The sequence below is a fragment of the Rhizobium sp. N731 genome, from assembly GCF_001664145.1.
Classification (GTDB): Bacteria; Pseudomonadota; Alphaproteobacteria; order Rhizobiales; family Rhizobiaceae; genus Rhizobium; species Rhizobium esperanzae.
Map to the genome: position 1 here is coordinate 355,026 of NZ_CP013601.1, position 23,260 is coordinate 378,285.

A 23,260-nucleotide genomic window follows, 5' to 3' on the forward strand; every position below is an offset into this window, starting at 1 on the left:
GCGGCTATGCGCGGAAGCGTTTGGCGATCAGCGCCGCTAGCCTTTCGGCGACCTGTTCCTTCGTCAGGTCTGGCCATTGCTCGACGCCGTCGTGGCGAATGAGTTTGACGCTGTTGCGGCTGCCGCCCATGATGCCGGTCGCAGGAGAAACGTCATTGGCGACGATCAGGTCGGCGCCCTTCCGCTCGAGCTTCGCCCTGGCATTGCTTTCCACGTCCTGGGTCTCGGCGGCAAAGCCGATCACCAGCCTCGGCCGCATCGTGTGATGTCCCAGGGTCTTCAATATGTCGGGGTTCTCGGTCAGCGCCAGCGTCGGAATGGATTCACCCGGATGTTTCTTCAGTTTCTGGTCGGCGGCCGAGGCCACCCGCCAGTCCGCCACCGCCGCCACCATCACGGCGATATCGGCCGGCAGCGCCGCCAGCACGGCATCGCGCATTTCCTCGGCCCGCTCGACGTGGATGACGTTGACGCCAACCGGATCAGCGATCGTCACCGGCCCGGAGACGAGCGTCACGTCGGCCCCGAGCTTCGCCAGCGCTGCGGCGATCGCGTGCCCCTGCCGGCCGGAGGAGCGGTTGGCGATGTAGCGCACCGGATCGATCGGCTCATGGGTCGGCCCTGACGTGACGATCGCCTTGCGTCCCTTCAGCGGCTTTTCCCCCTCGTCGAGCATGGTTTCGGCGGCCGCGACGATATCCAGGGGCTCCGCCATCCGACCGATCCCCGCCTCCTGGCTTTCCGCCATCTCACCGGCCATCGGCCCGACGAAGCGCACGCCGTCTTCCCTGAGCCTCGCCGCATTGCGCCGTGTTGCCGGATGCGCCCACATTCTGGGGTTCATCGCCGGTGCGGCCAGCACAGGCCTGTCCGTCGCCAGAAGCACGGTCGAGGCGAGGTCATCGGCAAGGCCGTTCGCCATCTTCGCCATCAGATCGGCGCTGGCGGGGGCAATCAGCACAAGATCGCAGTCGCGCGCCAGCCTGATATGGCCGACATCCTGTTCGTCCTGCCGCGAAAACAGATCGACAAAGACATGGTCTGCCGCCAGCGCGCCGACCGCAAGCGGCGTGACGAATTCCTGCGCACCCTTGGTCATGACCGGGCGCACGCTGGCACCGCGCTCGCGCAGCCGGCGGATCAGATCCAGGCTCTTATAGGCGGCAATGCCGCCCGAGATGATGAGGAGGATGCGTTTGCCGCTGAGAGCCATGGCCTTCTACCCGTTGCCTTTTCTGACCTGCCCCGACCCTAAGCCTTTGGCGGAGAACATGCAATCGCGCGGACGGCAGGTATCGGATCTGCTCGAGACGGGCGACCGGTGCGTCGGTGAACGATCCCTCCCCAACCCGTCCCCACAAGGGGGAGGGGTTGGGGAGGAGTCTTTCAACCTTGGCTGAACCCCCCGTGGATGGCGGCAGCCCCCGCCGTCTCAACTGCGGCTGATCGAAACGCCGCCGTCGACCAGCGAAGCCGTGCCGGTGACGAAGCTTGCATCGTCGGAGGCGAGGTAGAGAACCGAGCGGGCGATTTCATCAGGTGTCGCGACGCGTTTCAGCGCGTGCATATTGGTGATGGCAGCCTGTTTCTCCGCCGTATCGTTCACATCGCGGTACATATTGGTATCGACGGCGCCCGGCAGGATGGCGTTGACGCGCACGCCCTGCGGTCCGAACTCGGCGGCCAGCGCCTGCGTCAGGCCGATCAGGCCGGATTTGCTGGCGGCATAGGCGGCAACGCCGGGAAAGGCGAAGCTGTAGCCGACGAAGGTCGAGGTGAAGATCACCGAACCGCCGCCACTGTCGGTCATCGCGCCGATCTGGTGCTTGGCAGCGAGAAAGGAGGCGGTCAGATTGACGGCCAGTGCGTCGCTGAATCCCGCTTCGGAGACACCGGTGCTCGGACCCGCTTCGCCGATGATGCCGGCATTGTTGAAGGCGATGTCGAGCTTGCCGTAATGGGTCACGGCGGCCGCGACAAGCGCCTGGTGATATTCTTCCGACCGGACGTCGCCGGCAACGGCCACGGCGTCGCCGCCCTCGGCCTTAATCTCCGCCACCAGGGCGTCGAGTTCGGCTTGACGTCGGGCGCCGACGATGACCTTGGCGCCTTCGGCGGCAAAAAGCTTTGCCGTGACGCGGCCGATGCCGGAGCTTGCGCCGGTGACGATTGCGACCTTGTTGTTCAAGCGGTTCATGGTTCCATCTCCTGTTTGAGCGGGCGGCCCCTGCCGTCCCTTTCATTGATCAGAAGATGGCACTTTCCTTTCGTTCGGATTAGTCTCCAAATTAAGGAACTCGAATTCGGAAATGCCGAACGATGATCAGAATAGAAGGCATTGCGGCTTTCGTCGCCGTGGCGGAGGCAGGCTCGGTCAGCGAGGCGGCCAGGCGGCTGCGGCTCTCCAAATCCGTCGTCAGCGAAAGGTTGGCGGAATTGGAGAAGTCCTTGGGCGGCGTACTGCTGCACCGAACGACACGCAAGCTCACCTTGACGGAGGACGGAGCTGCATTTCTGCAGCGCGCCGCGCGCATCGTGCGTGAGATTGACGAGGCTGCCGCCGATATGGCCGAGCGGCGCGGCACGCTGTCCGGCCCGATCCGCATCGCCGCCCCGGTCACGTTCGGCCGCATGCATCTCGGCCCGGCGCTCTACCCCTTTCTTGCCGATCATCCTGATATCGAGTTGACGCTCGACATCGATGACCGCCGCGTCGATGCGGCCTCGGACGGCTACGACGCCATCATCCGCAACGGCCCGATCGCCGACAGCCGGCTGGTCGCCTGGAAGCTCACCCGCAGCCGCCGTCTTCTCTGCGCTTCGCCGGATTATCTCGCCCGCGAGGGAACGCCATCGTCGCTTGCCGACCTGAACCGCCATCGCGGCGTCTTCTACACCAACCGCGGCGTTGCCGACTGGCGCTTCCAGACGTCGGAGGGAGCGGTCGTCGTCCGCGCCAAACCGGCGCTCGGCATCAACAATGGCGACATGCTGCGCGATGCCGCGATTGCCGGCCTCGGCATCGCCCTGCTGCCGGCCTTCATCGCCGGCCCGGCCATCCGCGAGGGCCGGCTTGCCGAAATCGATGTCGGTCACAGGCCGGAGGCCGAATTCATCTATATGGCCCATCCCGAGGGCCGAAATCCCTCGACCAAGCTACGTGCTATCGCCGATCACTTGAGGAAGAGCTTCGGGGACCCGCCCTATTGGGATCCGGCGGGTTAACGCATGAGTTCGAAGGCTCACGGGAATGAAGATATGCCGCCGCCAGCGCAAACCGCGAAGACCGCGATCGCAGCAGAAAAGCATTATTTGACGCGCGGTACAGGCGCTTACCGCCGCGCCAGCCTGGCGCTTTTTCTCTCCGGTTTTTCCACCTTCTCGCTGCTCTATTGCGTGCAGCCGCTATTGCCGGTCTTCTCGCAGGAATTTTCCGTCAGTCCGGCCGAAAGCTCGCTGTCGCTGTCGCTCTCCACCGGCTTTCTCGCCGTCGCCATCGTCTGCGCCGCCGCCGTTTCGGAAGGAATCGGCCGCCGCAGCCTGATGTCGATATCGCTGCTTGGAGCGGCTCTATTGACGATCGCTACCGCCTTTGCGCCGGACTGGCACCTGCTGCTCGTCATCCGCGCCCTGCAGGGCTTCGTTCTCGGCGGCGTGCCGGCCGTCGCCATGGCCTATCTTGCCGAAGAAATCGATCCGCGCGGCCTTGGCGCCACCATGGGCCTCTACGTCGGCGGCACGGCCTTCGGCGGCATGTCCGGTCGCGTGCTCACCGGCATTTCTGCCGAATATTTTGGCTGGCGCCCGGCGCTCTTCCTCGTCGGCGCCATCGGACTTGCCGCGGCGATTGGCTTCATCGCCCTTCTGCCGCCATCACGGAATTTCGTTCGCCGGCCCGGCTTTGATCCGCGTTTTCACGCGAAAGCCTGGCTCGGCCATCTCAGAAATCCGGCGCTGCCCTTCCTCTTCGCCATCGCCTTCCTGGCGATGGGCTCCTTCGTGACGATCTATAATTATGCCGGTTTCCGCCTGGTAGCGCCGCCCTACGGCCTCAACCAGACCGAACTCGGCCTGATCTTCACCGTCTATCTCTTCGGCATCGGCGCCGCCTCGACCGGCGGGCTGCTGGGAGACCGGATCGGTCACTTTCCGGTGCTTCTCTTCGGCCTCGCCATGACGGCTGCCGGCAGCGCGTTGACGCTCTTCGCCTCGCTGCCGTCGATCATCCTCGGTATCATCGTGCTGACGACCGGCTTCTTCATGAGCCATTCCATCGCCAGCGGCCTTGTCGGCAAACTTGCCTTTGGCAATAAGGGGCACGCTTCATCGATCTACATGCTGGCCTATTACGTCGGCTCCAGCCTGATAGGCTCGGCCGGCGGCTGGTTCTTCGCGGTCGAAGGCTGGGCAGCTGTCGTCGTCTTCACCCCTTGCCATGCTGGCGCTGGCCTTTATCTCGGCCTGTGTCGCCCAGCACTTTGCGAGAAATGTGCGATAATTTGGAGTGCGAGAGCTAACGCTCCCAATTCTCCACCCGCAACTCTGCCACTCGTTCGAACTCCTTGAGATTACGGGTAATCAGGGTGAGGCGGCGGGCGGTGGCCTGGCCGGCAATCAACACGCGATAGAGTCCGATCGGCGTTCCCGATGCATGCAGAGCGGCGCGGATTTCCCCCGCTTTGCGTTCCATGTCATTCGCTCCGAATGAGATATGACAATGATATTTAGCAATCCTCGGTCCGTTTCAACCAAGCCCGAGATAGGGCACCTGCTTCCTCGCCACCTCATCAAACGCCTCGTCATATCCGGCATCGGCATAGCGCATGACGCCGAGCGCCGTGTCGTTGGTCAGCGCGTGGTCGAGGCGTTCGTCTCCGGCATCGGTTCCGTCGGCGATCACGGTGACGCCGCAGCTCGTCATATAGCCGGCATAGCCGCCGCCGCCGGAATGGACGACGACGAGATCGGCCATGGAGGAGCAGAGCATCATCGCATCGATCAGCGGCCAGTCGGCGATCGCATCGGAGCCGTCCTTCATCCGCTCGGTCATGATATTCGGATGCGCCATGGCGCCGGCATCGAGATGGTCGCGCGAGAAGGCGACCGGCCCTTTGAGTTCGCCACTCGCAACCAGCGCATTGACACGCCGCGCCAGCATCGTGCGTTCGCCGTGGCCGAGCCAGGCGATGCGCGCCGGCAGCCCTTCGAAGGGGACGTGCTCGCGCGCCAGCCGGATCCAGTTGGTAATGATCTTGTTGTCGGGGAACATCTCGATGAGCAGGTCGTCAATCCGCGCGATATCGCTTTCCTCGCCTGACAGAGCCATCCAGCGGAACGGTCCGATCGCCCGGGCAAAGAGTGGCCTCAGATAGGCTTCGGTGAAGATCGGAATATCGAAGGCGTTGGTCACACCGCCCTCGCGGGCTTGCGTGCGGATGAGATTGCCGTTGTCGAAGACTTCGGAGCCCTTCTTCTGGAACTCCAGCATCGCCGTCACATGCTCGACGATCGAGGCGCGGCTTGCCGCCATCAATTGCCCCTGGCCATCGTCGCGCAAGCCTTTGACCTGATCGAGGCTCATGCCCTTCGGCACGTAGCCATAGACGAGGTCATGCGCCGAGGTCTGATCGGTGACGATATCGGGCACGATGCCGCGCCGGGCAATCTCGGGATAAACCTCCGCCGCATTGCCGACGAGCCCGACGGAGAGCGCCCGCTTGTCCTTCACCGCCCTATCGATCATTTGAAGGGCGGTATCGAGATCCGGCGCGATCTCCTGGAGATAGCCGATCTGCTGGCGTTTGCGCGCCCGCTCCGGATCGATGTCGACGCAGAGGATCGCCGCGCCCGCCATGCGGCCGGCGAGCGGCTGTGCCCCGCCCATGCCGCCGAGGCCGGCCGTCAGCACGAAGCGGCCTTGGAGATCGCCGCCGAAGCGACGTTCGGCAATGCGCATGAAAATCTCGTAGGTGCCCTGGATGACGCCCTGACTGCCGATATATTGCCAGGCCCCGGCCGTCAGCCCGCCCCAGCAGATCAGCCCTTTGCGCTGCAGCTCGTAGAACACTTCGGCCTTTGCCCATTGCCCGACGATGTTGCAGTTCGCCATGATGACAAGGGGCGCCCTGGCATGGGTCTTTACGAGCCCGATCGGCTTGCCGGACTGGATGAGCAGCGTCTGGTCCTCATCCATCTCCGTCAGCGCCTTGACAATGCCCTTGTGCGCCGCCCAGTTGCGGGCGGCCTTGCCGAGCGCGGCATAGACGATCAGATTGTCGGGATCCTCGCCGACGGCGAGCACGTTTTCGAGCAGCCGCAGTAGCGCCTCCTGCCGCCAGCCCTTGGCGCGCAACTCCGGCCCGCCGGGAATCGGAAATTTCGGATGACGTGGATTGGCCTTCGGCATCGTGGGTTCCTCGCTTGGTTTCTGCTTTTCCCTTCTCCCCAGCGGGGAGCAACCATGTTTCATTTTTGCTGGTATTGTGGCGTCCATTCGGTCTTTCGAGAGAGGATTGTGTTGGCGAGAACGATGAGTTTGCGTGCGACGGCTATGACGGCGCACAGGTGATCCTTTCCGTTCTGACGCAAGCGGGCGTAGAAAGAGGCGAGATCCGGATTGTGCCGGGTTGCCGTAAACGCGCACATGAACAGGCTCTTTCGCAGGCGTTCGCGACCACCCTGGATGCGGCGTCTGCCATGATATTTTCCGCTATCATCGTCATAGGGTGCGACGCCGGCAAGGGCGGCGATCTCGGCGCGGCTGGCATGGCCGAGCTCGGGCAGCCGAATGATCAGGCACAGGGCGCTGCGCAGCCCGATGCCCTTAATAGAGGTCAGCAGATCGAGCCGTTGCGAAAGGTCACAATCGTCGCGAACCATCTTTTCGAGCCGCAGCAGATGGGCCTTTCGGCAGGTTTCGAGGCGGGCGACCTCGCGCGCATGACGGCGCTTGATCGCCTCCGACAAGGCGGTCTCGGCAAAGGTTTTGATCAGGGCGATCTGCTGCTCGATCTGTTCCAGATAGGTCAGTTCGGCCGCCAGTTTGTCGAGGCGTGCATCCGGCAGCGCCGGCAACTGCTCGAGACTTGCCGTGAAGAGCGCAATCAGCACGGCATCGAGGCGATCGTTCTTGGCTCGCTTGAGCCGGCTCTTGGCAAAGAAGCGCAATTGCGCCGGCTGCAGACGCGCCGCCGGCCGCTTGCCGGCCCGCAGATGCGCCAGCAACCGCCATTCATAGCCGCCGGAGGCTTCGAAGCCGATGCGGCTGACGTCATGCTCTTGAAGAAAGGCGTCAAGCGCCTTCAGGCCAGCAGCGTCATAAGTGACCCTCAGCCTTGCGCGGCCGGGATGGAGGGCAATGTCGAGATGGCTTTTGCCGACATCGATTCCGGCACAAATCATGCTATTATCGGTCATCTTCGTCGTCCCTGTCTTGGATACGAACCCCAAGGTTCCTGCAACCACACGGGCCAGATGAAGAGCCGGTTGCGATCCTGCTCCCCACAGCCCCTAACGGCTAAGAAGGTGACGATCCGACAACCAGCTGCCGGGCGGGCGGCCACCCGCCCGGCAGGCATCAGTATCCTACATTTTGCTCATCCAAGAAGGTGGCCCGAAGGGTCGGATGAGGGGGCCGCACGGCACGCCCTCCATTGCTCTTCGCTTGCGCTCAGCGCATTCGCTCCTGGCGTCGCTCACCTCCTCATCTGTCCTTCGGACATCTGACCGGGGTCTAGCCGCAGGTCTCGACCCGTCCTTCGGACCCCACTGGGGAGAAGGGAAATGGCGTCACTTGCCCGGCAGCGATTCCACATAGGCAAGCGCCGCATCGAGCAGACGCCGTCTCAGGGCATCGTCGCCGTAAGCCTCGGCGGAGGCGCGCAGCCAGCCGTGCATGACACGCTCGCCCATCAGCATCCGGATTACGCCCGGCAGCGCCAGCGCCCAATCATCGTTGCCCTTGCCGAGACGGATCAGCATGCCGTCACTGCGGGCGCCGCAGAGAAGATTGCCGTTCAGCAGGAAGGCGCGGCCGCCGAACATGGATTTTTCGCTGAGCCCAGGACGATCGCCGAGTTCCTCACGCAGCAGTTCTTCAAGGCCGGGATCGCGTGCCATGGCTCAGGCCTTCGCCGCCAGTGCATAACGCGCGATCTCGATTCCCATCGCCTTTTCGACGACGGGATAAACTGTCGGATCGAGTACGCTAGCCGATAGCGGAATGATATCCATCGGCACATGCAGGATGAAGATTTGCATGCCTTCCTGTAACTGCCCGACGCTCAGCGGCTCGCCCTCAGGCGACAGCGTGGTGATCACGGCGGGAAAGGTGGCAAGCCGCCCGCCACCCGCATCGTCCGCGGCCATATATTCGTTCATCACATGCAGCGTCACCGATTTATTGCCCGAGCCGACGGTGATGGTGCCGATGTCGAAGGCCTCCCTGGTGTAGACGACGTCCTTCCGGCTGATGACTCCTTCGGCGAGGATATGCCCGCCCGTCGTCTTGCAGATCGCATCGATGACCGCTGGCCCGCCACGCTTCTCCGCCGCAATGATCGCTTCGCCGAGCGCAAGCGCCATCGAGATGCCGCCAAGTGCGGCATGGCTGCGCACGTAAGAAGCCCGGAGCGGATTGCGGCAGCTGGCGATGAAGCCGCCGGACTGATCGGCCGCGGCGCGCAGCACCGGCGAGATCTTGGCCGTCGCACCCTTCACCACCAGCTCGATGTAGCGGTTCTCGGCCCTGTTGCCGCCGACGGCGGTCTGGATCATCGGCTCGGGTGAGGCGGCCATGCCGATCGAGCCCATGTCGCCGGTCGGGTGGGCGCGGATATCGCCGACGGCATCGACCACCTTGGTGCCGAGAATCGCCGATGGCAGCCAGCCGTTCAGCGTCGACGATTTGCCGTTCTGGCCGATGATCAGCCCGGAAAGTCTTTCGCCGAGCGCCTCCTGAAGCAATTGCACCGCCTTCACATAATCGACGCCCTGCATTTCCCAGGGCGTGGTGGAGGCCGGCGCGCCGATCGCCGCCGCCGTGGCAATCCAGTCGTCATCCTTCAATTCGTCGACCGATACCAGCTCCGGCTTGCCGATGGTGACGGCCGCAAGCCCGAGCATCCGGCCGTGATCGGCCCAGCCGCCGCCGCCGGCGGCATAGACGGAGCCGCCTTTGACACCCGCCTCGACGTCCTTCTCAACCAGTATGCGTCCCATCGGCCTTCTCCCGCTTCAAATCCTTGTCCATCTCGCGCACCGCCTCGAAAAGCACGGCTGCGCCGAGCGCAATATCCTCATTGTCGGCCCATTCGTCGGAGCAATGACTGCGACCTCCGCGGCAGGGCACGAAGATCATTGCCGCCGGCGCCACCTTGGCGATCCAGGCCATATCGTGCCCGGCGCCGGAGGCCATGCGCCGGTATTTTGCGCCGACGCGTTCGCAGGCGGTCTCCAGCGTCGAAAGGAGCGCGACATCACTGGGCGTTGGCAGATTGTCGGAAACCCGGTTCGGCGCCTCGATCGTCACGCCGTAAGCGGTCGCCAGCTTTTCGACATGGCCGTCGAGCCAGCGGCAGAAGGCTTCCATGTCGGGGCGGATTTCCGCGCGCCCGTCGATCAGCAGCACGACCTTCGAGGGGACGACATTGGCCGCGTTCGGCTCGATCCTGAACTCACCGACCGTCGCCGCGAAATGTCCCGGCGTCCTGGCAAGCTCGGCGGCAGCATTGCGGATGTCGAGCACCAGTTGCGAGGCCGCGACCAGCGCATCCGCCCGCCTGTCCATCGGCGTCGTGCCGGCATGGTCGGCCCGTCCCTCGACGGTGATCTCGATGCGGGTGATGCCGGAGATTGCCGTGACGATGCCGATATCCTCCCTTTCGGCTTCGAGCACCGGCCCCTGCTCGATATGAAGCTCCAGAAAGCCTGCCAGATCGGGCCGCTTCTGCTGTCCCAGCACGCCGGGCTCGCCGCCCACCCGGGCGATGCCGCCGGCAAGATCGAGGCCGCCGCTTGCCCGCGACAGCCAGGCTTCCGGCAACTGCCCGGTCATGCCGCGGCTGCCGATGCAGGAGACGCCGAAGATGCTGACCTCCTCGGCAAGGAAATCGACGATCTCCAGATCGTGGTCCAGTTCCAGGCCTTGGTCATGCAGCGCCCGCGCCACCTCGAGCGCCGCAATCACGCCGGCAACGCCGTCGAAGCGGCCGCCGTCGGGCACCGTGTCGGAATGCGAACCGAGCATGATCGTGCCGAGCCACGGTTTGCGACCCGTGCGCCGGCCGATCAGATTGCCAGCCGCGTCGATCCGCGTTTCCAGTCCGGCCGCCTTCATCCGCGCTTCGAGATAGGCCCGGCCTTCGAGAAAGAGCGGCGAGAAGGCCCGCCGCGTCCAGGGGTGCCCCGGCTCGGTGATTTCGGCCAGCGCCACGATATCCTCAGCGATCCGGCTGGCATTGACGGGAAGATTGCGATTCATGCACTGGCCCCCGCAATGAGGTGGCGCGGCGGCGGCCGGACGAACCGGCCGGTGCCGGGCTTGGCCAGCACCTTGCCGCCTTCGGCGATCTTTTCGCCGCGCAGATAGGTAGCCGTAACCGTCCACGGCAGGCGGATGCCGTTATAGGGGCTCCAGCCGACGACATTGTTGCCGCTGGCCGATGCATCATAGACGCTTTCCCGCGGTTCCAGCACGGTAATATCGGCGTCCTTGCCCGGCGTCAGCGCCCCCTTGATATGGTCGAGCCGGAAATGCTTGGCCGGATTCTCGGCCATCAGCCGGGCCGCCCAAGTCAGCGGAATGCCGCGCTCGATCGCGCCTTTGACGAAAAGCGGCACCATGACCTCGAGACCCGGCACGCCGGATGCGTTGGCGAGCATGTCGGGATTGGTCTTGCGGTTCTCCGACCAGCTGACGTGATCGGTCGAAACCAGCCAGACATCACCCTCCGCCACCTTCCGCCAGAGCTTCTCCACCTCGGCGCGCGGCCGTAGCGGCGGATTGATCTTCGCCTTGCCGCCGAGGCGCTTCACGTCATTCTCTTCGTCGAGCGTCAGATAATGGATGCAGCATTCGGCGGTCGCCGCAAAACCGTCACGCCGATAGGCGTGGGCGATATCGTAGCCGCGCCCGAGCGAGCAATGCACCACATGCGCCGGGCAGCCGGTGGCCGCACCCGTCTCGAAGATCGTGTGCATCGCCAGAAGTTCGGTGATCGGCGGTCGCGACAGGGCGTGCGCCCGCCAGTCGGTGATGCCGCTCGCCTTCACCTCAGCCATATAGCTGCGCACCGCCTCGTCGTCCTCATTGTGCACGCCCGCCGTCAGCCCCGTCGGCGCGATCGCCGCGAAGCAGGCGTCGAGCAGGGCCGGCGGAATGCGCGGAAAGCGCTTGGGGTCGGTGCCGAAAGTGGAAAACTTGAAGGCGGCGACGCCCGCCTCGACCATCTCGCCGATCCGCGCCGGGCCTTCTTCCGGATCGACGGTGCCGTAAAGCGCGAAGTCGACACGCGCCTGCTGCCCGGCATGGTCGATCTTGCGTTTGACCGCCGCCGCCGAGCAAACGAGATCACCCTCGTCATAGGGCATGTCGACGATCGTCGTGACGCCGCCGGCCGCCGCCGAACGCGTCGACCAGATGAAGTCTTCCTGGTCTTTCTGCGAAAGCGAGTGCACCTGGGCGTCGATCGCACCGGGCAGGATCAGTGCTTTGCCGAGCAGATGCCTTTCACGCGCTGAAGGTGGTACGCCGAGGCCGACCTCGGCGATCCTGCCGTCGCGGGCAGCGACATAGCCTTCGTCGAGAATGCGATGCGGCAGCACCACCGTGCCCTGCAGAACGAGATCGAAGTCCATGCCGCTTCCTCCTAGACTGAAGTCACCGTTGCCGGCCGGGGCAGAACGCCAAAAGCGCGAGCGTCTTTCGCACGGCCCCGACCGGTTAATGTAGAACAGGATCCAGATTTTCAGTCCCTGGCCGGACATCATCCTGTTCAGCTGGCCAGCCGCTCCTCGATGGGCTCCGGCGAACCGAGTGCGAAAAAATCGTCGAAGGAGGCGATCGGAACCTGTTCGGTCAGCTTCGCGAGAAAGGTGTCCGATCCGAGTTCTTCCTCGATCGCCTCCACCTCAGCCGAAAGCGGCCGGTCGACGGTATAAAAGGCCGCATGTTTGCGCACGACGTCGTAGAGCATGCCGGCCACGCCCTTCGGTTCATCGCCGAGAATGTCGATCGCCTGGGCAGACAAGAGCGCCTCGAGTGCCGCGAGGCGCTTCAGCGCCTGCATCTGCCGCTCGAAGCGCTCGATGACCAGCGGCAGGAAGGCGGCCTCGTCCTCCAGCCCGGCCGCAACGACAAGCGACTGCGCCGAAACGGGACCTGACATCGACAGGACGCGCGAGAAGATTTCGCCGGCAAGCTTGATGATCGGCCCGAAGCCGGTGGCAATCCGGCCCGGCGGCACGAGGTTGACCGGCAGGTCGCGCCGTTGACCGTTGCCGAGAATGACGCAGCGGTTGAAGGCGTTGCGCGCCGCATGCGCCATGCAGAGTGCGGCCGATTCGAGCAGGATCGTCACATCGAGCGGAAGCGAACCGCCTGATGTCATCACCCGGCCCTCGACCACAACCGGATTGTCGTCCGAGCGTCCGGTGGCGGCAAGGATCTTGTGGCCGGTCGAAAGCAGATTTTCGATGACGGCGCCGAACACCTGGGCGATCATGCGCAGGCTGAGCGGATCCTGCACATGCGTTGCAACCGGCCAGTCCCATTCGTCCGAGGCGTTGCAGAGCCAGGCGCCGATCAGCGCCTCGCGCGCCGTGCCGACGTGGCGGACTGCCTTCCACGGATCGCGGGAGGCGCCGAGCGCACCTGATGCCATCATCCCGGTGGCGAGCAGAATACGGATCGAGGCCGCGGCATTGCGCGTCGTTTCCGCCGCCGCCGCAAAGCTCACCGCGTTGACACTCAGCGAAGCGAGGCTGTCGCGCGGCGCCATCCGCACCGGTTCCAGTCCCGCCGCCCGGAAAGCGTCGGCCGCCTGCATCCGGTTGCCGCGATAGACCGCTTCACCGACACCGGTCAGCACCGCGCCGATCTGCCCCATCAGGCCGATATCGGCGCAGCCGATCGAGCCGGTGCGGCGCACGACCGGGATGAGATCGGCCTCCAGCATCCTGATATAGGCCTCGATCAGCTCCGGCGTGCAGCCGACCTGGCCGGTCAGCGCCGTGTTGACGCGGATCGCCATGGCATTGCGCACGACATTGCAGGAAAACGGCGTGCCGGTGCCGAAGTGATGGGCACGCACCAGGCCGAGATTGAAGGTGTCGAGTTCGTCGGCCGACCACTCCACGTCCTTCATGGCGCCGACGCCAGTCGTCGATCCGTAGACGGGCGTGCCGGCGGCAATCGCGTCCTCGACGATCTCGCGGGCAATCGCGATGCGGGCCATGCCGGTCGGTGAAGCCGAAATCCTCGCCTTGCCGGCACCAATCGTCACCATCTCGGCAAAACCGAGCGGTCGTCCGGAAAGTTCGATGCCGGGGCGTTCGTGCTGCATGTGCCGTATCTCCTAAACTGCGAGACTAAGCGAGCCCTCCGTCACATGGGATATCCTAAATGCCGAACACAGCATGTTATCGGAGCGGTCAGCTCAGCATCCAGGCAATATAGAGAAGCGTCAATGCGATCACCCAGAGCGCGATCCTGGCCGAGCGGTTGTGACGCGCCTCGGCCTTGCCGATCGCCTCGGCCGTCTGGTCGTCGAAACGCAGGCCATGTTCGCTCATATGCAGCAGCTGATGGTGGAATTTCTCGGTTTTCGCCGCGATCTCGGGCGCGGCTTCGGCGAGCTTGACCGCCGCCTTCAGCCCGTCCTTGAGGTCGGTGACGATCCGCTTCGGGCCGAGATTGGTGCGGATCCAGTCGCCGACGACGGGCTCGGAAGCCTTCCACATATTGAAACGCGGGTTGAGCATGCGCGACACGCCTTCGACCACGACCATGGTCTTCTGCAGCATCACAAGCTCCGGCCGTGTCGCCATGTCGAAGAGTTCGGTCACTTCGAACAGCAGCGTCAGGAGCTTGCCCATCGAGATGGTTTCGGCCGGCTGCCCGTGGATCGGCTCGCCGATTGCCCGGATCGCCTGGGCGAAGCTTTCGACATTGTGGTGGCCGGGCACGTAGCCGGCCTCGAAATGCACCTCTGCAACACGGATGTAATCGCGGGTGATGAAGCCATAGAGGATCTCGGCGAGGAACCGTCGCTCCTTCTTGCCGAGCCGCCCGACAATGCCCATGTCGACGGCGACGATCATGCCCCCGGCATCGACGAAGAGATTGCCCGGATGCATGTCGGCATGGAAGAAACCGTCGCGCAGCGTATGGCGCAGGAAGGACTGGATCAGCGTATCGGCGAGCAGGTTGAGGTCGTGGCCGGCAGCGCGTAAGCCCTCGACGTCGGACATTCTCGTGCCGTCGATCCATTCCATGGTGATGACGTCGCGGCCCGTGCGCTCCCAGTCGACCTTCGGCACGCGAAAACCGGGATCGCTGTCGGTGTTTTCGGCAATCTCCGAAAGCGCTGCCGCCTCCAGGCGAAGATCCATCTCCACCTTCGTCGTCTGTTCCAGCGTCTTCGTCACCTCGATCGGCCGCAGCCGCCGGCTGGACGGCATGAACCGCTCCTGCATGTGGGCGACCAGATACATTGCCTCGATGTCATGGACAAAACGCTGGCGCACGCCCGGTCGGACGACCTTGACGGCGACCTTCGTTCGGCCTTCTGCCGTTTCGACTTCGGCCGGATGCACTTGCGCGATCGAGGCGGCGGCGATGGGCTCGCCGAAGCTCACATAGAGTTCGTCGATCGGCCGGCCGAGCGATCCTTCGATATTCGCCTTTGCGGCAGCCGAGGGGAAGAAGGCCATCCGGTCCTGAAGCTGCGACAGGTCGTTGGCGAATTCGACGCCGACGACGTCGGGCCGTGTCGCCAGGAACTGGCCGATCTTGACATAGGAGGGGCCGAGCCGCTCGACCGCCTGCGCCAGCCGATCGCTGCGCTTCTGATGCCGCGCCCTGCTGCGCTCGAAAATCGTGACGAAGGATTTGGCAAGGGCGACCGAAGGCGGCAGACCTTCGGACGGCAGGGCCGATACGACACCCTCACGCACGAGCACCCAACCGACACGCCAAAGGCGGAAATAGGCTCCGAAAGTGCTCATGCTGAAGTGCCCCATCGAGGGAGGTCCGTCTTTTTTTCGTTCATTCCCTCAGAGCTTCCAGCCGGAATGCAGCGCGGCGATGCCGCCGGTATAATTCGTATAAGTGACGCGCGAAAATCCGGCTTGGCGGATCATCGCCGCGAAATTCTCCTGGTTCGGGAACTTGCGGATCGATTCCACGAGATACTGGTAGGGTTCGGCATCGCCGGTGATCGCCTTGCCGAATTGCGGAATGGCGTTGAAAGACCAGGCGTCATAGATCTTGTCGAGAAGCGGCATATCGACTTCCGAAAACTCCAGGACCAGCAGCCGTCCGCCGCGTTTCAACACGCGATAGGCCTCGGACAGCGCCTTGTCGATCCTCGGCACGTTGCGAATGCCGAAGGCGATCGTATAGGCATCGAAGCTCGCGGCTTCGAAGGGCAGTTCCTCGGCATTCGCCTCGATGAAGGTGAGATTGTCGGAAAGCTTCTTCTTTGCCGCCCGTTCGGCGCCGACGCCGAGCATCGAGCCGTTGATATCGAGCACCGTCGCATGTGCCTGCCGGCCCGAGGCCTCGATGATGCGGAAGGCGATGTCGCCGGTGCCGCCGGCAACGTCGAGCACCTTGTAACCCGGCTCCTTGCGCGGGTTGAGCGCCGAGATCATCGCATCTTTCCAGGCCCGGTGCATGCCCATCGACATCACATCGTTCATGATGTCGTAGCGCTTGGCGACCTTGTGGAACACCTGATTGACCAGACCCTGTTTCTCGCCGCCCGGCACCTCGCGGAAGCCGTAGGAGGTCTCCATGCCGCCATCGGCGGAAGTGCGGCTTTCTGACATCAGGCTGCTCCGTTCCTTGAAGATCGGCGCGGCGACCGTAGCGAAAGACCGCGCGCGACGTTATCACTGGACCGCGCTCTCCGCGGCACATGGCGCTATAGCGCACATCGTCCTCGGTTGAAACACGTTCGATAGAGATGGGTTAAGATGCCGGAATTGCCAGAAGTCGAAACGGTCAAGCGCGGCCTTGCGCCGGCGATGGAAGGCGCTCGCATTGCCAGGCTGGAACTGCGGCGCAAGGATTTGCGCTTCCCCTTTCCCGATGCCTTGGCCGACAAGGTTTCCGGCCGCACCATCATCGGCCTTGGTCGCCGCGCCAAATATCTGCTGGTCGATCTCGATGACGGCAACACGCTGATTTCCCATCTCGGCATGTCCGGTTCCTTTCGCATCGAGGAGAACTCCGCCTCCGCAATGCCGGGCGAGTTCCACCACGCCAGCTCGAAGGATGAGAAACACGATCACGTCGTCTTTCATCTGCAGGGTCCGGACGGCGCACGCCGCGTCATCTACAACGACCCGCGCCGTTTCGGCTTCATGGATATGGTCGGACGCGCCGATCTCGCCGCCCATCCCTTCTTCCGCGATCTCGGCCCGGAGCCAACGGGAAACGAACTCGGCGCCGCTTATCTGGCCGAACGTTTTCGCGACAAGGCGCAGCCGCTGAAGAGCGCGCTGCTCGACCAGAAGAACATTGCCGGTCTCGGCAATATATATGTATGCGAGGCGCTGTGGCGCGCGCATTTGTCGCCGCTTCGTGCTGCCGGCACGCTGGTGACGCCGGGCGGCCGGCCGAAGCATGAGCTCGACATGCTGGTCGCGTCGATCCGCGACGTCATCGCCGATGCAATCGCCGCCGGCGGATCGTCGCTGCGAGACCATATCCAGGCCGACGGATCGCTCGGCTATTTCCAGCATTCCTTCTCCGTCTATGATCGCGAAGGTGAGGCTTGCGGCACGCCCGGCTGCGGCGCTACGGTCGCCCGTGTCGTGCAGGCGGGCCGCTCCACCTTCTATTGCGCCGCCTGTCAGAAATAACAGTAAGAAATCGGGAGAACAGCATGGCTTACGAGACCTTGATCGTCGAAACCCGAGGCCCTGTCGGCCTCGTCACGCTGAACCGCCCGCAGGCGCTGAACGCGCTGAACTCCACCGTGCTGAGGGAACTGAAGCAGGCCTATGCCGCTTTCCATGAAGACGATGCCGTCGGTGCGATCGTGCTCACCGGCTCCGAACGCGCCTTTGCCGCCGGCGCCGACATCAAGGAGATGCAGTCGCTTCAGTTCGCCGATATCTATAAGAGTGATTTCATCAGCGGCTGGGATGACGTCGCCAAGGCGCGCAAGCCGGTGATCGCTGCCGTCAGCGGTTTTGCCCTCGGCGGTGGCTGCGAGCTCGCCATGATGTGCGATTTCATTATCGCCTCGGAGACCGCGAAGTTCGGCCAGCCGGAGATCACCCTTGGCGTCATTCCCGGCATGGGCGGCTCGCAGCGGCTGACGCGCGCCGTCGGCAAGGCGAAGGCCATGGACCTGATCCTGACCGGCCGCATGATGGACGCGGCCGAGGCGGAACGATCCGGACTCGTTTCGCGTGTGGTGGCGCCCGAGCGTCTTCTCGACGAGGCGCTTGCCGCGGCCGAAAAGATCGCCTCGCTTTCGCAGCCCTCGGTCATGATGGCCAAGGAGGCGGTCAACCGCGCCTTTGAGACGACGCTGGAGGAAGGGTTGCGGTTCGAACGCCGCCTGTTTCATAGTCTCTTTGCCACGGACGATCAGAAAGAGGGCATGACCGCCTTCATCGAGAAGCGCAAACCTGCCTTTAAGCACCGTTGAATGCTTTTCGGCGCTTGCCGCCGGAAAGCTTGAAAATCCGCGTTGACGTGGGCCGGCTTTAGGGTTATATGCCCGCCCACGGTTCGGAAAGCCGCTCTGGTTTTCCGCGATTGCTCCCGTATTGCTGGATTTGGTGGCCGCAGGGCCCGCGGTAATGGCGGAGTTTGTTCGAATTCTTGAGAGAGGCATCCATGGCCAATACAACTTCGGCGAAAAAAGCGACCCGCAAGATCGCCCGCCGTACCGACGTCAATAAGGCTCGTCGCTCGCGCGTTCGTACTTTCGTTCGCCAGGTCGAAGAGGCCATCGCATCCGGTGACGCCGACAAGGCGAAGGCAGCTTTCCTGGCCGCTCAGCCGGAACTCGCCCGCGCCGCCAGCAAGGGCGTGCTGCACTCCAACACGGCATCGCGCAAGGTCTCTCGCCTGGCCGCTCGTGTGAAGGCTCTGTCGGTCTCCACGACCGCGTAATAATCCATTAACGACCTCCTCGTTATGATTAGCCCGGTAATTTTACCGGGCTTTTTCGATTCTGCCGAACGACCTCTGCATGGTGAATCTCACGACTGTTTCGTGTCAGCGCCATGACAGGAAAAGTCATTTAAAAACAATGGCTTGCGCAAGGATGCTTTCCCATCGCGCGACTCTGGCCAAACCTTTGCGGATCACGGGCGAGTCAAGAAGATTTTTATTTTTTTTCTTTCTTTGCGTGTCAAAATAGCCCGAACGGGGAATCTCTTTGATTCAACTGCGATTCTTTTTTGACGCTGGTGTGACGCCCGAAAAGGGCGGCCGGAGTCAATGGTCGCATCTTAATTTTGCGTAAAATTCATCGTTGATCTTGCCATTTGATCCTGCCTAAATGGCGTCCAACAGAGGGCGCGGACATCACCTGCAGAGTTCGGTCTTAACTGCCACGTCGGCAGGGCGATACGTTTGTGCCATCTGTTACGGAGCCTTGCGCTTCCGTTTTTTCAAGCACTTGACGGATTTGGGCCGTAACGTGGCTGTTACGGGCAGGGATGTTTTGTGCCTATGGCAACCACACGTTTAACGTGAGGATGCTGGATAGGGATAGTAATATTGCGTTCGGGCTGGTCGGCCGAAAACGAGGATTGACCGACAAGCCTGGCACCGAAAGCCGATGAAGGCGCCGCATGAATGCGGTACCTGCAACGAGCTTCCGTGCCGTGTTTGAGTGAACCGGCAGGCGAGTGGCTTCATGAGGATGCCGCCAGCCCGTCAAAGCGGGGAATGATCGGGCGGCTGTTTAGCGGAGGCCGCCCGGTGGAATTGAAAGGCGGCATTATGCAGATGAATACGATGATGGCGGGCGGGCTCGACAATGGGGATGCGGCACCGCAGGCGTTCGGCTCCATTCGCCAGGAAGTGGGGGAAGCAAAGGCGGAAATGAAGCAGAGCATTTTGTTTGAGCGCGTCAGCGCGCGCTTGAAGGCCCAGGTCGGTCCTGACGTCTATGCCAGCTGGTTTGCCAGGTTGAAGCTGCATTCGGTATCGAAGAGCGTTGTTCGCCTGTCAGTTCCCACGACCTTCCTGAAGTCGTGGATCAACAATCGTTATCTCGACCTTATCACCGGTCTGTTCCAGGCCGAAGATCCGGAAATCATGAAGATCGAAATCCTCGTGCGCACGGCAACGCGCAGCGGCATGAAGGCCGCCGACGAGGTGGTCCAGCCTGAGCCCGCTGCTCCCGCGCAGATGCGCCGTCCGCCGAGCGCCCAGCCGGCTGGCCAGGCCGTCCAGCAGGCGGTTTCGGCCGTTGCCGCCGCAAGGCCCGCAAGCCTCGGCACGCCGCTCTTCGGCTCGCCGCTCGACAGCCGCTTCACCTTCGATACCTTCGTGGAAGGCAGCTCGAACCGCGTCGCGCTTGCGGCTGCCAAGACAATCGCGGAAGTCGGCTCCGGCGCCGTGCGCTTCAATCCGCTCTTCGTCCATTCGACGGTCGGCCTCGGCAAGACCCATCTTCTGCAGGCGATCGCCAATGCGGCGGTGCAGAACCCGCGGGCTCTGCGCGTCGTCTATCTGACGGCGGAATATTTCATGTGGCGCTTCGCCACGGCGATCCGCGACAACGACGCGCTGACGCTGAAGGATTCATTGCGCAACATCGATCTCCTGATCATCGACGACATGCAGTTCCTGCAGGGCAAGATGATCCAGCACGAATTCTGCCATCTCCTGAATATGCTGCTCGACAGCGCCAAGCAGGTCGTCGTCGCCGCCGACCGGGCGCCATGGGAGCTGGAGTCTCTCGATCCGCGCGTCCGCTCGCGCCTGCAGGGCGGCGTTGCCATCGAACTCGACGCGCCGGATTACGAAATGCGCCTCGAAATCCTCAAGCGGCGTCTGGCCGCGGCCCGTCTCGAGGATCCGTCGCTCGAAATTCCGGCAGATCTGCTGCAGCATGTCGCCCGCAACATCACGGCCAGCGGACGCGAACTCGAAGGCGCCTTTAACCAGCTGATCTTCCGCCGCTCCTTCGAGCCGAACCTGTCGATCGAGCGCGTCGACGAATTGCTCGCCCATCTCGTCGGTTCGGGCGAGCCGCGCCGCGTGCGCATCGAAGACATCCAGCGCATCGTCGCCAGGCACTACAACGTCTCGCGCCAGGAACTGGTCTCCAACCGCCGCACCCGCGTCATCGTCAAGCCGCGCCAGATCGCCATGTATCTGTCGAAGACGCTGACGCCGCGCTCCTTCCCCGAGATCGGCCGCCGTTTCGGCGGGCGTGATCACACGACGGTGCTGCACGCCGTGCGCAAGATCGAAGAGCTGATATCAGGAGACACCAAGCTTTCGCACGAAATCGAGCTGCTGAAGCGGCTGATCAACGAATAATTGGTGGATTTTCGAGGGAATTCGACGGCCGGGAGCGATTCCGGCCGTTTTCCTTTATAAGCTTTTTATTCTATACCTCCAGCCATCCCGTGCACGTCCGATTTGGAGCGACGCGCATCGGATAAAAACGAAAGCGTCGAAGCGGGCGCGTGGGAGGATATGCATGAGTTTTAAAAAGGTTGCCGTTCTCGGCCTGGGCAAGGTCGGCCGGCTGGCGGCGACGCTGTTGCATGAAGGCGGCTTCGAGGTCATCGGTGTCGACGCGCAATTGCCGCTGGGTGAGGTCCCGTTCAAGTGCCGCACCGGCGATATTTCCGACGCTCAGGTGATCGGCGAGCTGCTCTCCACCGTCGAGGCGGTGCTTTCCTGCCTTCCCTATCACCTCAACATCGAATTGGCCCGCGCCGCCCATCTTGCCGGCATCCATTATTTCGATCTGACCGAAGACGTTGCGACCACCAACTTCATCATCGAACTGTCGAAGACCGCCCGCGGCCTGATGGCGCCGCAATGCGGACTGGCGCCGGGTTTCGTCGGCATCGTCGGCGCAAGCCTTGCCGACGGCTTCGAGCGCTGCCGCTCGATCCGCATGCGCGTCGGCGCACTGCCGCAGCATCCGACCGGCCTTCTCGGCTATGCCTTCAACTGGTCGCCGGAAGGCGTCGTCAACGAATATCTGAACGATTGCGAGGTCATCGAGGGCGGTGTGCGCAAGCTGGTCTCGCCGATGGAATGGCATGAGACGGTCTATGTCGGCGGCGTCAAGCTCGAAGCCTTCACGACCTCGGGCGGCCTCGGCACCATGTGCGACACCATGCTCGGCAAGGTCGACAATCTCGACTACAAGACCATGCGTTATCCCGGCCATATGGAGCTGATGAACTTCTTCTTCCATGAGCTCCTGATGCGCGACAAGCGCAAGCTCGCCGGCGAGATCCTGACCAATGCCAAGCCGCCTGTCGAAGACGATGTCGTCTACGTCCATGTCGCGGCCGAGGGAACGGAGAATGGCAGCCTGCGCCGCAAGGAATTCGTGCGCGCCTATTATCCGATCGAGATTGCCGGCGCGCGCCGCACGGCAATTGCCTGGACGACCTCGGCCTCCGTCGTTGCCGTCATCGAGATGGTCCGCGACGGCCTCCTGCCGGCGACGGGCTTCCTGCACCAGGAGCACATTCCACTGGAGACGTTCCTGAAGACGCCGACCGGCAGCCTGTTCAAGGCGGGCGCGACCAGCCACGGCTGAGACATGTTTTCCGGCGCGGACGGCGATGTCGCTGTCGCGCCCGGATCAACCTCGTTGGATGTCAGCAGGCGAGATCGGCGACGACGGAATCGAGGATCAGCATGCCCGATGGCGTGCAGCGCAGGCGCGAATTGCCGATCCGCTCGACGAATTTGTGTTCGAGCAGGAATTCCTCGCGCTTCGGGTCGAGCTCACGGCCCGAAAGCTGCTGCCAGCGGGCGAGATCGACGCCTTCCCTCAGCCGCAGTCCCATCAGCAGCAGTTCGTCCGACTGTTCCTCGAAACCGAGCCGCTCCTGGTCGATAATACCGTGGCCGTCGCGCTCGACCATCTCGAGCCAGGCTTCCGGCTTGCGCTCGGTCGCCGTCGCAAGCTTCTCATGCCCATGCGTCAGCCGGCCGTGCGCGCCCGGACCGATGCCGGCATAATCGCCGTAACGCCAATAGGTCAGATTATGTCGGCTTTCGGCACCCGGCCGGGCATGATTGGAGACCTCGTAGGCGGGCATGCCCTCACGCGCCGTGATCTCCTGCGTCGCCTCGTAGAGCAGGGCCGATTGCTCGCCGTCCGGCACGATCAGCTTGCCTGATTTGTGCAGACCGAAGAAGGGCGTGCCTTCCTCGATGGTCAGCTGATAGAGCGACAGATGGTCGACGGCATAGGAGATCGCTTCCTTCAGTTCCTTCTCCCATTCCTCGACCGTCTGGTCCGGCCGGGCATAGATGAGGTCGAAGGACATGCGCGGGAAGATCTCGCGCGCCAGCCGGATCGCCTTCAGGGCGTCGGCGACGTCATGCAGCCGGCCGAGGAATTTCAGATCGCGATCATCAAGCGCCTGCACGCCGAGCGAGACGCGGTTGATGCCGGCCGCCCGGTAGCCGCGAAACCGTTCAGCCTCGACGCTCGACGGGTTGGCCTCCATGGTGATTTCAATGCCGGCGGGCACATGCCAGTGCCGCGCGATGCCGTCGAGAATGGCATCGACCGTCTCCGGCTTCATCAGCGACGGCGTGCCGCCGCCGAGGAAGATGCTTGTCACCGTCTTCGGACCGCTCATCGCCCGGACTGCCGCCATCTCCTTCAGAAAGGCTGATGCAAAGCGCTCCTGATCCACCGGCTGATGGCGCACATGACTGTTGAAGTCGCAGTAGGGGCACTTCGCCGCGCAGAAGGGCCAATGCACATAGACGCCGAAGCCGGGCTCGCCGGTATCGGGCAGCAGCGCGGCGTCGCGCGAGAGGCTTGGCGTATCGAAATTGCCCACGAACAGA

Annotated in this window: 19 protein-coding genes and 1 pseudogene; 7 read left to right on the forward strand and 13 right to left on the reverse strand. The window is 63.3% G+C overall.

What is annotated here, in order from left to right:
• Window positions 1-4: 4 nt before the first annotated feature.
• Complete coding sequence (coaBC, locus tag AMK02_RS01765; RefSeq protein ID WP_064800408.1) at window positions 5-1,213, reverse strand: bifunctional phosphopantothenoylcysteine decarboxylase/phosphopantothenate--cysteine ligase CoaBC; 1,209 nt, start codon at window positions 1,211-1,213, stop codon at window positions 5-7.
• 219 nt (window positions 1,214-1,432) lie between these two features.
• Entirely contained in the window at window positions 1,433-2,197 is a 765-nt protein-coding gene (locus AMK02_RS01775; protein ID WP_064800410.1) for an SDR family oxidoreductase, read from the reverse strand.
• Window positions 2,198-2,319: 122 nt separating this feature from the next.
• Here AMK02_RS01775 and AMK02_RS01780 point away from each other — a divergent pair, with 122 nt between their 5' ends.
• Together AMK02_RS01780 and AMK02_RS01785 are read left to right on the forward strand one after the other, a co-directional pair.
• Complete coding sequence (locus AMK02_RS01780) at window positions 2,320-3,225, forward strand: LysR family transcriptional regulator (RefSeq protein ID WP_064800411.1); 906 nt, start codon at window positions 2,320-2,322, stop codon at window positions 3,223-3,225.
• 33 nt (window positions 3,226-3,258) lie between these two features.
• Window positions 3,259-4,498: pseudogene (locus AMK02_RS01785) on the forward strand (MFS transporter).
• 15 nt (window positions 4,499-4,513) lie between these two features.
• Here AMK02_RS01785 and AMK02_RS29880 read toward each other — a convergent pair.
• The 10 genes from AMK02_RS29880 to ubiE all read right to left on the reverse strand — a co-directional run bounded on the left by AMK02_RS29880 (window position 4,514) and on the right by ubiE (window position 16,050).
• Entirely contained in the window at window positions 4,514-4,690 is a 177-nt protein-coding gene (locus tag AMK02_RS29880; RefSeq protein WP_442966361.1) for a hypothetical protein, read from the reverse strand.
• A gap of 54 nt (window positions 4,691-4,744) precedes the next feature.
• Complete coding sequence (locus tag AMK02_RS01790; protein ID WP_064800412.1) at window positions 4,745-6,406, reverse strand: urocanate hydratase; 1,662 nt, start codon at window positions 6,404-6,406, stop codon at window positions 4,745-4,747.
• Between the two features lie 59 nt (window positions 6,407-6,465).
• Entirely contained in the window at window positions 6,466-7,416 is a 951-nt protein-coding gene (locus AMK02_RS01795) for an IS110 family transposase (RefSeq protein ID WP_064800413.1), read from the reverse strand.
• A 372-nt stretch (window positions 7,417-7,788) separates the two neighbouring features.
• Window positions 7,789-8,118: a TfoX/Sxy family protein gene (locus tag AMK02_RS01800; RefSeq protein WP_064800414.1), complete on the reverse strand. Its 330-nt coding sequence runs from the start codon at window positions 8,116-8,118 to the stop codon at window positions 7,789-7,791.
• A 3-nt stretch (window positions 8,119-8,121) separates the two neighbouring features.
• Window positions 8,122-9,219: a DUF917 domain-containing protein gene (locus AMK02_RS01805; RefSeq protein ID WP_064800415.1), complete on the reverse strand. Its 1,098-nt coding sequence runs from the start codon at window positions 9,217-9,219 to the stop codon at window positions 8,122-8,124.
• A complete protein-coding gene (locus tag AMK02_RS01810; protein ID WP_064800416.1) occupies window positions 9,200-10,480 on the reverse strand; it encodes a Zn-dependent hydrolase in 1,281 nt (426 codons plus the stop codon). The genes AMK02_RS01805 and AMK02_RS01810 overlap by 20 nt, the downstream gene beginning before the upstream one ends.
• The gene (locus AMK02_RS01815; protein ID WP_064800417.1) at window positions 10,477-11,856 is read right to left on the reverse strand and encodes a dihydroorotase; all 1,380 of its coding nucleotides are present in this window, start codon (window positions 11,854-11,856) and stop codon (window positions 10,477-10,479) included. The genes AMK02_RS01810 and AMK02_RS01815 overlap by 4 nt, the downstream gene beginning before the upstream one ends.
• Before the next feature lie 137 nt (window positions 11,857-11,993).
• Window positions 11,994-13,562: an aromatic amino acid lyase gene (locus tag AMK02_RS01820; protein WP_064800418.1), complete on the reverse strand. Its 1,569-nt coding sequence runs from the start codon at window positions 13,560-13,562 to the stop codon at window positions 11,994-11,996.
• 88 nt (window positions 13,563-13,650) lie between these two features.
• The gene (gene ubiB / locus AMK02_RS01825; protein ID WP_064800419.1) at window positions 13,651-15,225 is read right to left on the reverse strand and encodes a 2-polyprenylphenol 6-hydroxylase; all 1,575 of its coding nucleotides are present in this window, start codon (window positions 15,223-15,225) and stop codon (window positions 13,651-13,653) included.
• A 48-nt stretch (window positions 15,226-15,273) separates the two neighbouring features.
• Complete coding sequence (ubiE, locus tag AMK02_RS01830; RefSeq protein WP_064800420.1) at window positions 15,274-16,050, reverse strand: bifunctional demethylmenaquinone methyltransferase/2-methoxy-6-polyprenyl-1,4-benzoquinol methylase UbiE; 777 nt, start codon at window positions 16,048-16,050, stop codon at window positions 15,274-15,276.
• A 147-nt stretch (window positions 16,051-16,197) separates the two neighbouring features.
• On the opposite strand from ubiE, the gene mutM reads away from it, so the two are divergent.
• The 5 genes from mutM to AMK02_RS01855 all read left to right on the forward strand — a co-directional run bounded on the left by mutM (window position 16,198) and on the right by AMK02_RS01855 (window position 21,989).
• Window positions 16,198-17,088, forward strand: a complete 891-nt coding sequence (gene mutM, locus AMK02_RS01835; protein ID WP_064800421.1) for a bifunctional DNA-formamidopyrimidine glycosylase/DNA-(apurinic or apyrimidinic site) lyase — start codon at window positions 16,198-16,200, stop codon at window positions 17,086-17,088.
• A 23-nt stretch (window positions 17,089-17,111) separates the two neighbouring features.
• A complete protein-coding gene (locus tag AMK02_RS01840) occupies window positions 17,112-17,885 on the forward strand; it encodes an enoyl-CoA hydratase (RefSeq protein ID WP_064800422.1) in 774 nt (257 codons plus the stop codon).
• 191 nt (window positions 17,886-18,076) lie between these two features.
• Window positions 18,077-18,355, forward strand: coding sequence for a 30S ribosomal protein S20 (rpsT, locus tag AMK02_RS01845; protein WP_064800423.1), 279 nt, complete (start codon window positions 18,077-18,079; stop codon window positions 18,353-18,355).
• Window positions 18,356-19,192: 837 nt separating this feature from the next.
• Window positions 19,193-20,743: a chromosomal replication initiator protein DnaA gene (dnaA, locus tag AMK02_RS01850; protein ID WP_011423742.1), complete on the forward strand. Its 1,551-nt coding sequence runs from the start codon at window positions 19,193-19,195 to the stop codon at window positions 20,741-20,743.
• A gap of 163 nt (window positions 20,744-20,906) precedes the next feature.
• Window positions 20,907-21,989: a saccharopine dehydrogenase family protein gene (locus AMK02_RS01855; protein ID WP_064800424.1), complete on the forward strand. Its 1,083-nt coding sequence runs from the start codon at window positions 20,907-20,909 to the stop codon at window positions 21,987-21,989.
• 61 nt (window positions 21,990-22,050) lie between these two features.
• Here the strand turns inward: AMK02_RS01855 and hemW are convergent, their stop codons facing one another.
• The gene (hemW, locus tag AMK02_RS01860; RefSeq protein ID WP_064800425.1) at window positions 22,051-23,253 is read right to left on the reverse strand and encodes a radical SAM family heme chaperone HemW; all 1,203 of its coding nucleotides are present in this window, start codon (window positions 23,251-23,253) and stop codon (window positions 22,051-22,053) included.
• Between the last annotated feature and the right edge of the window lie 7 nt (window positions 23,254-23,260).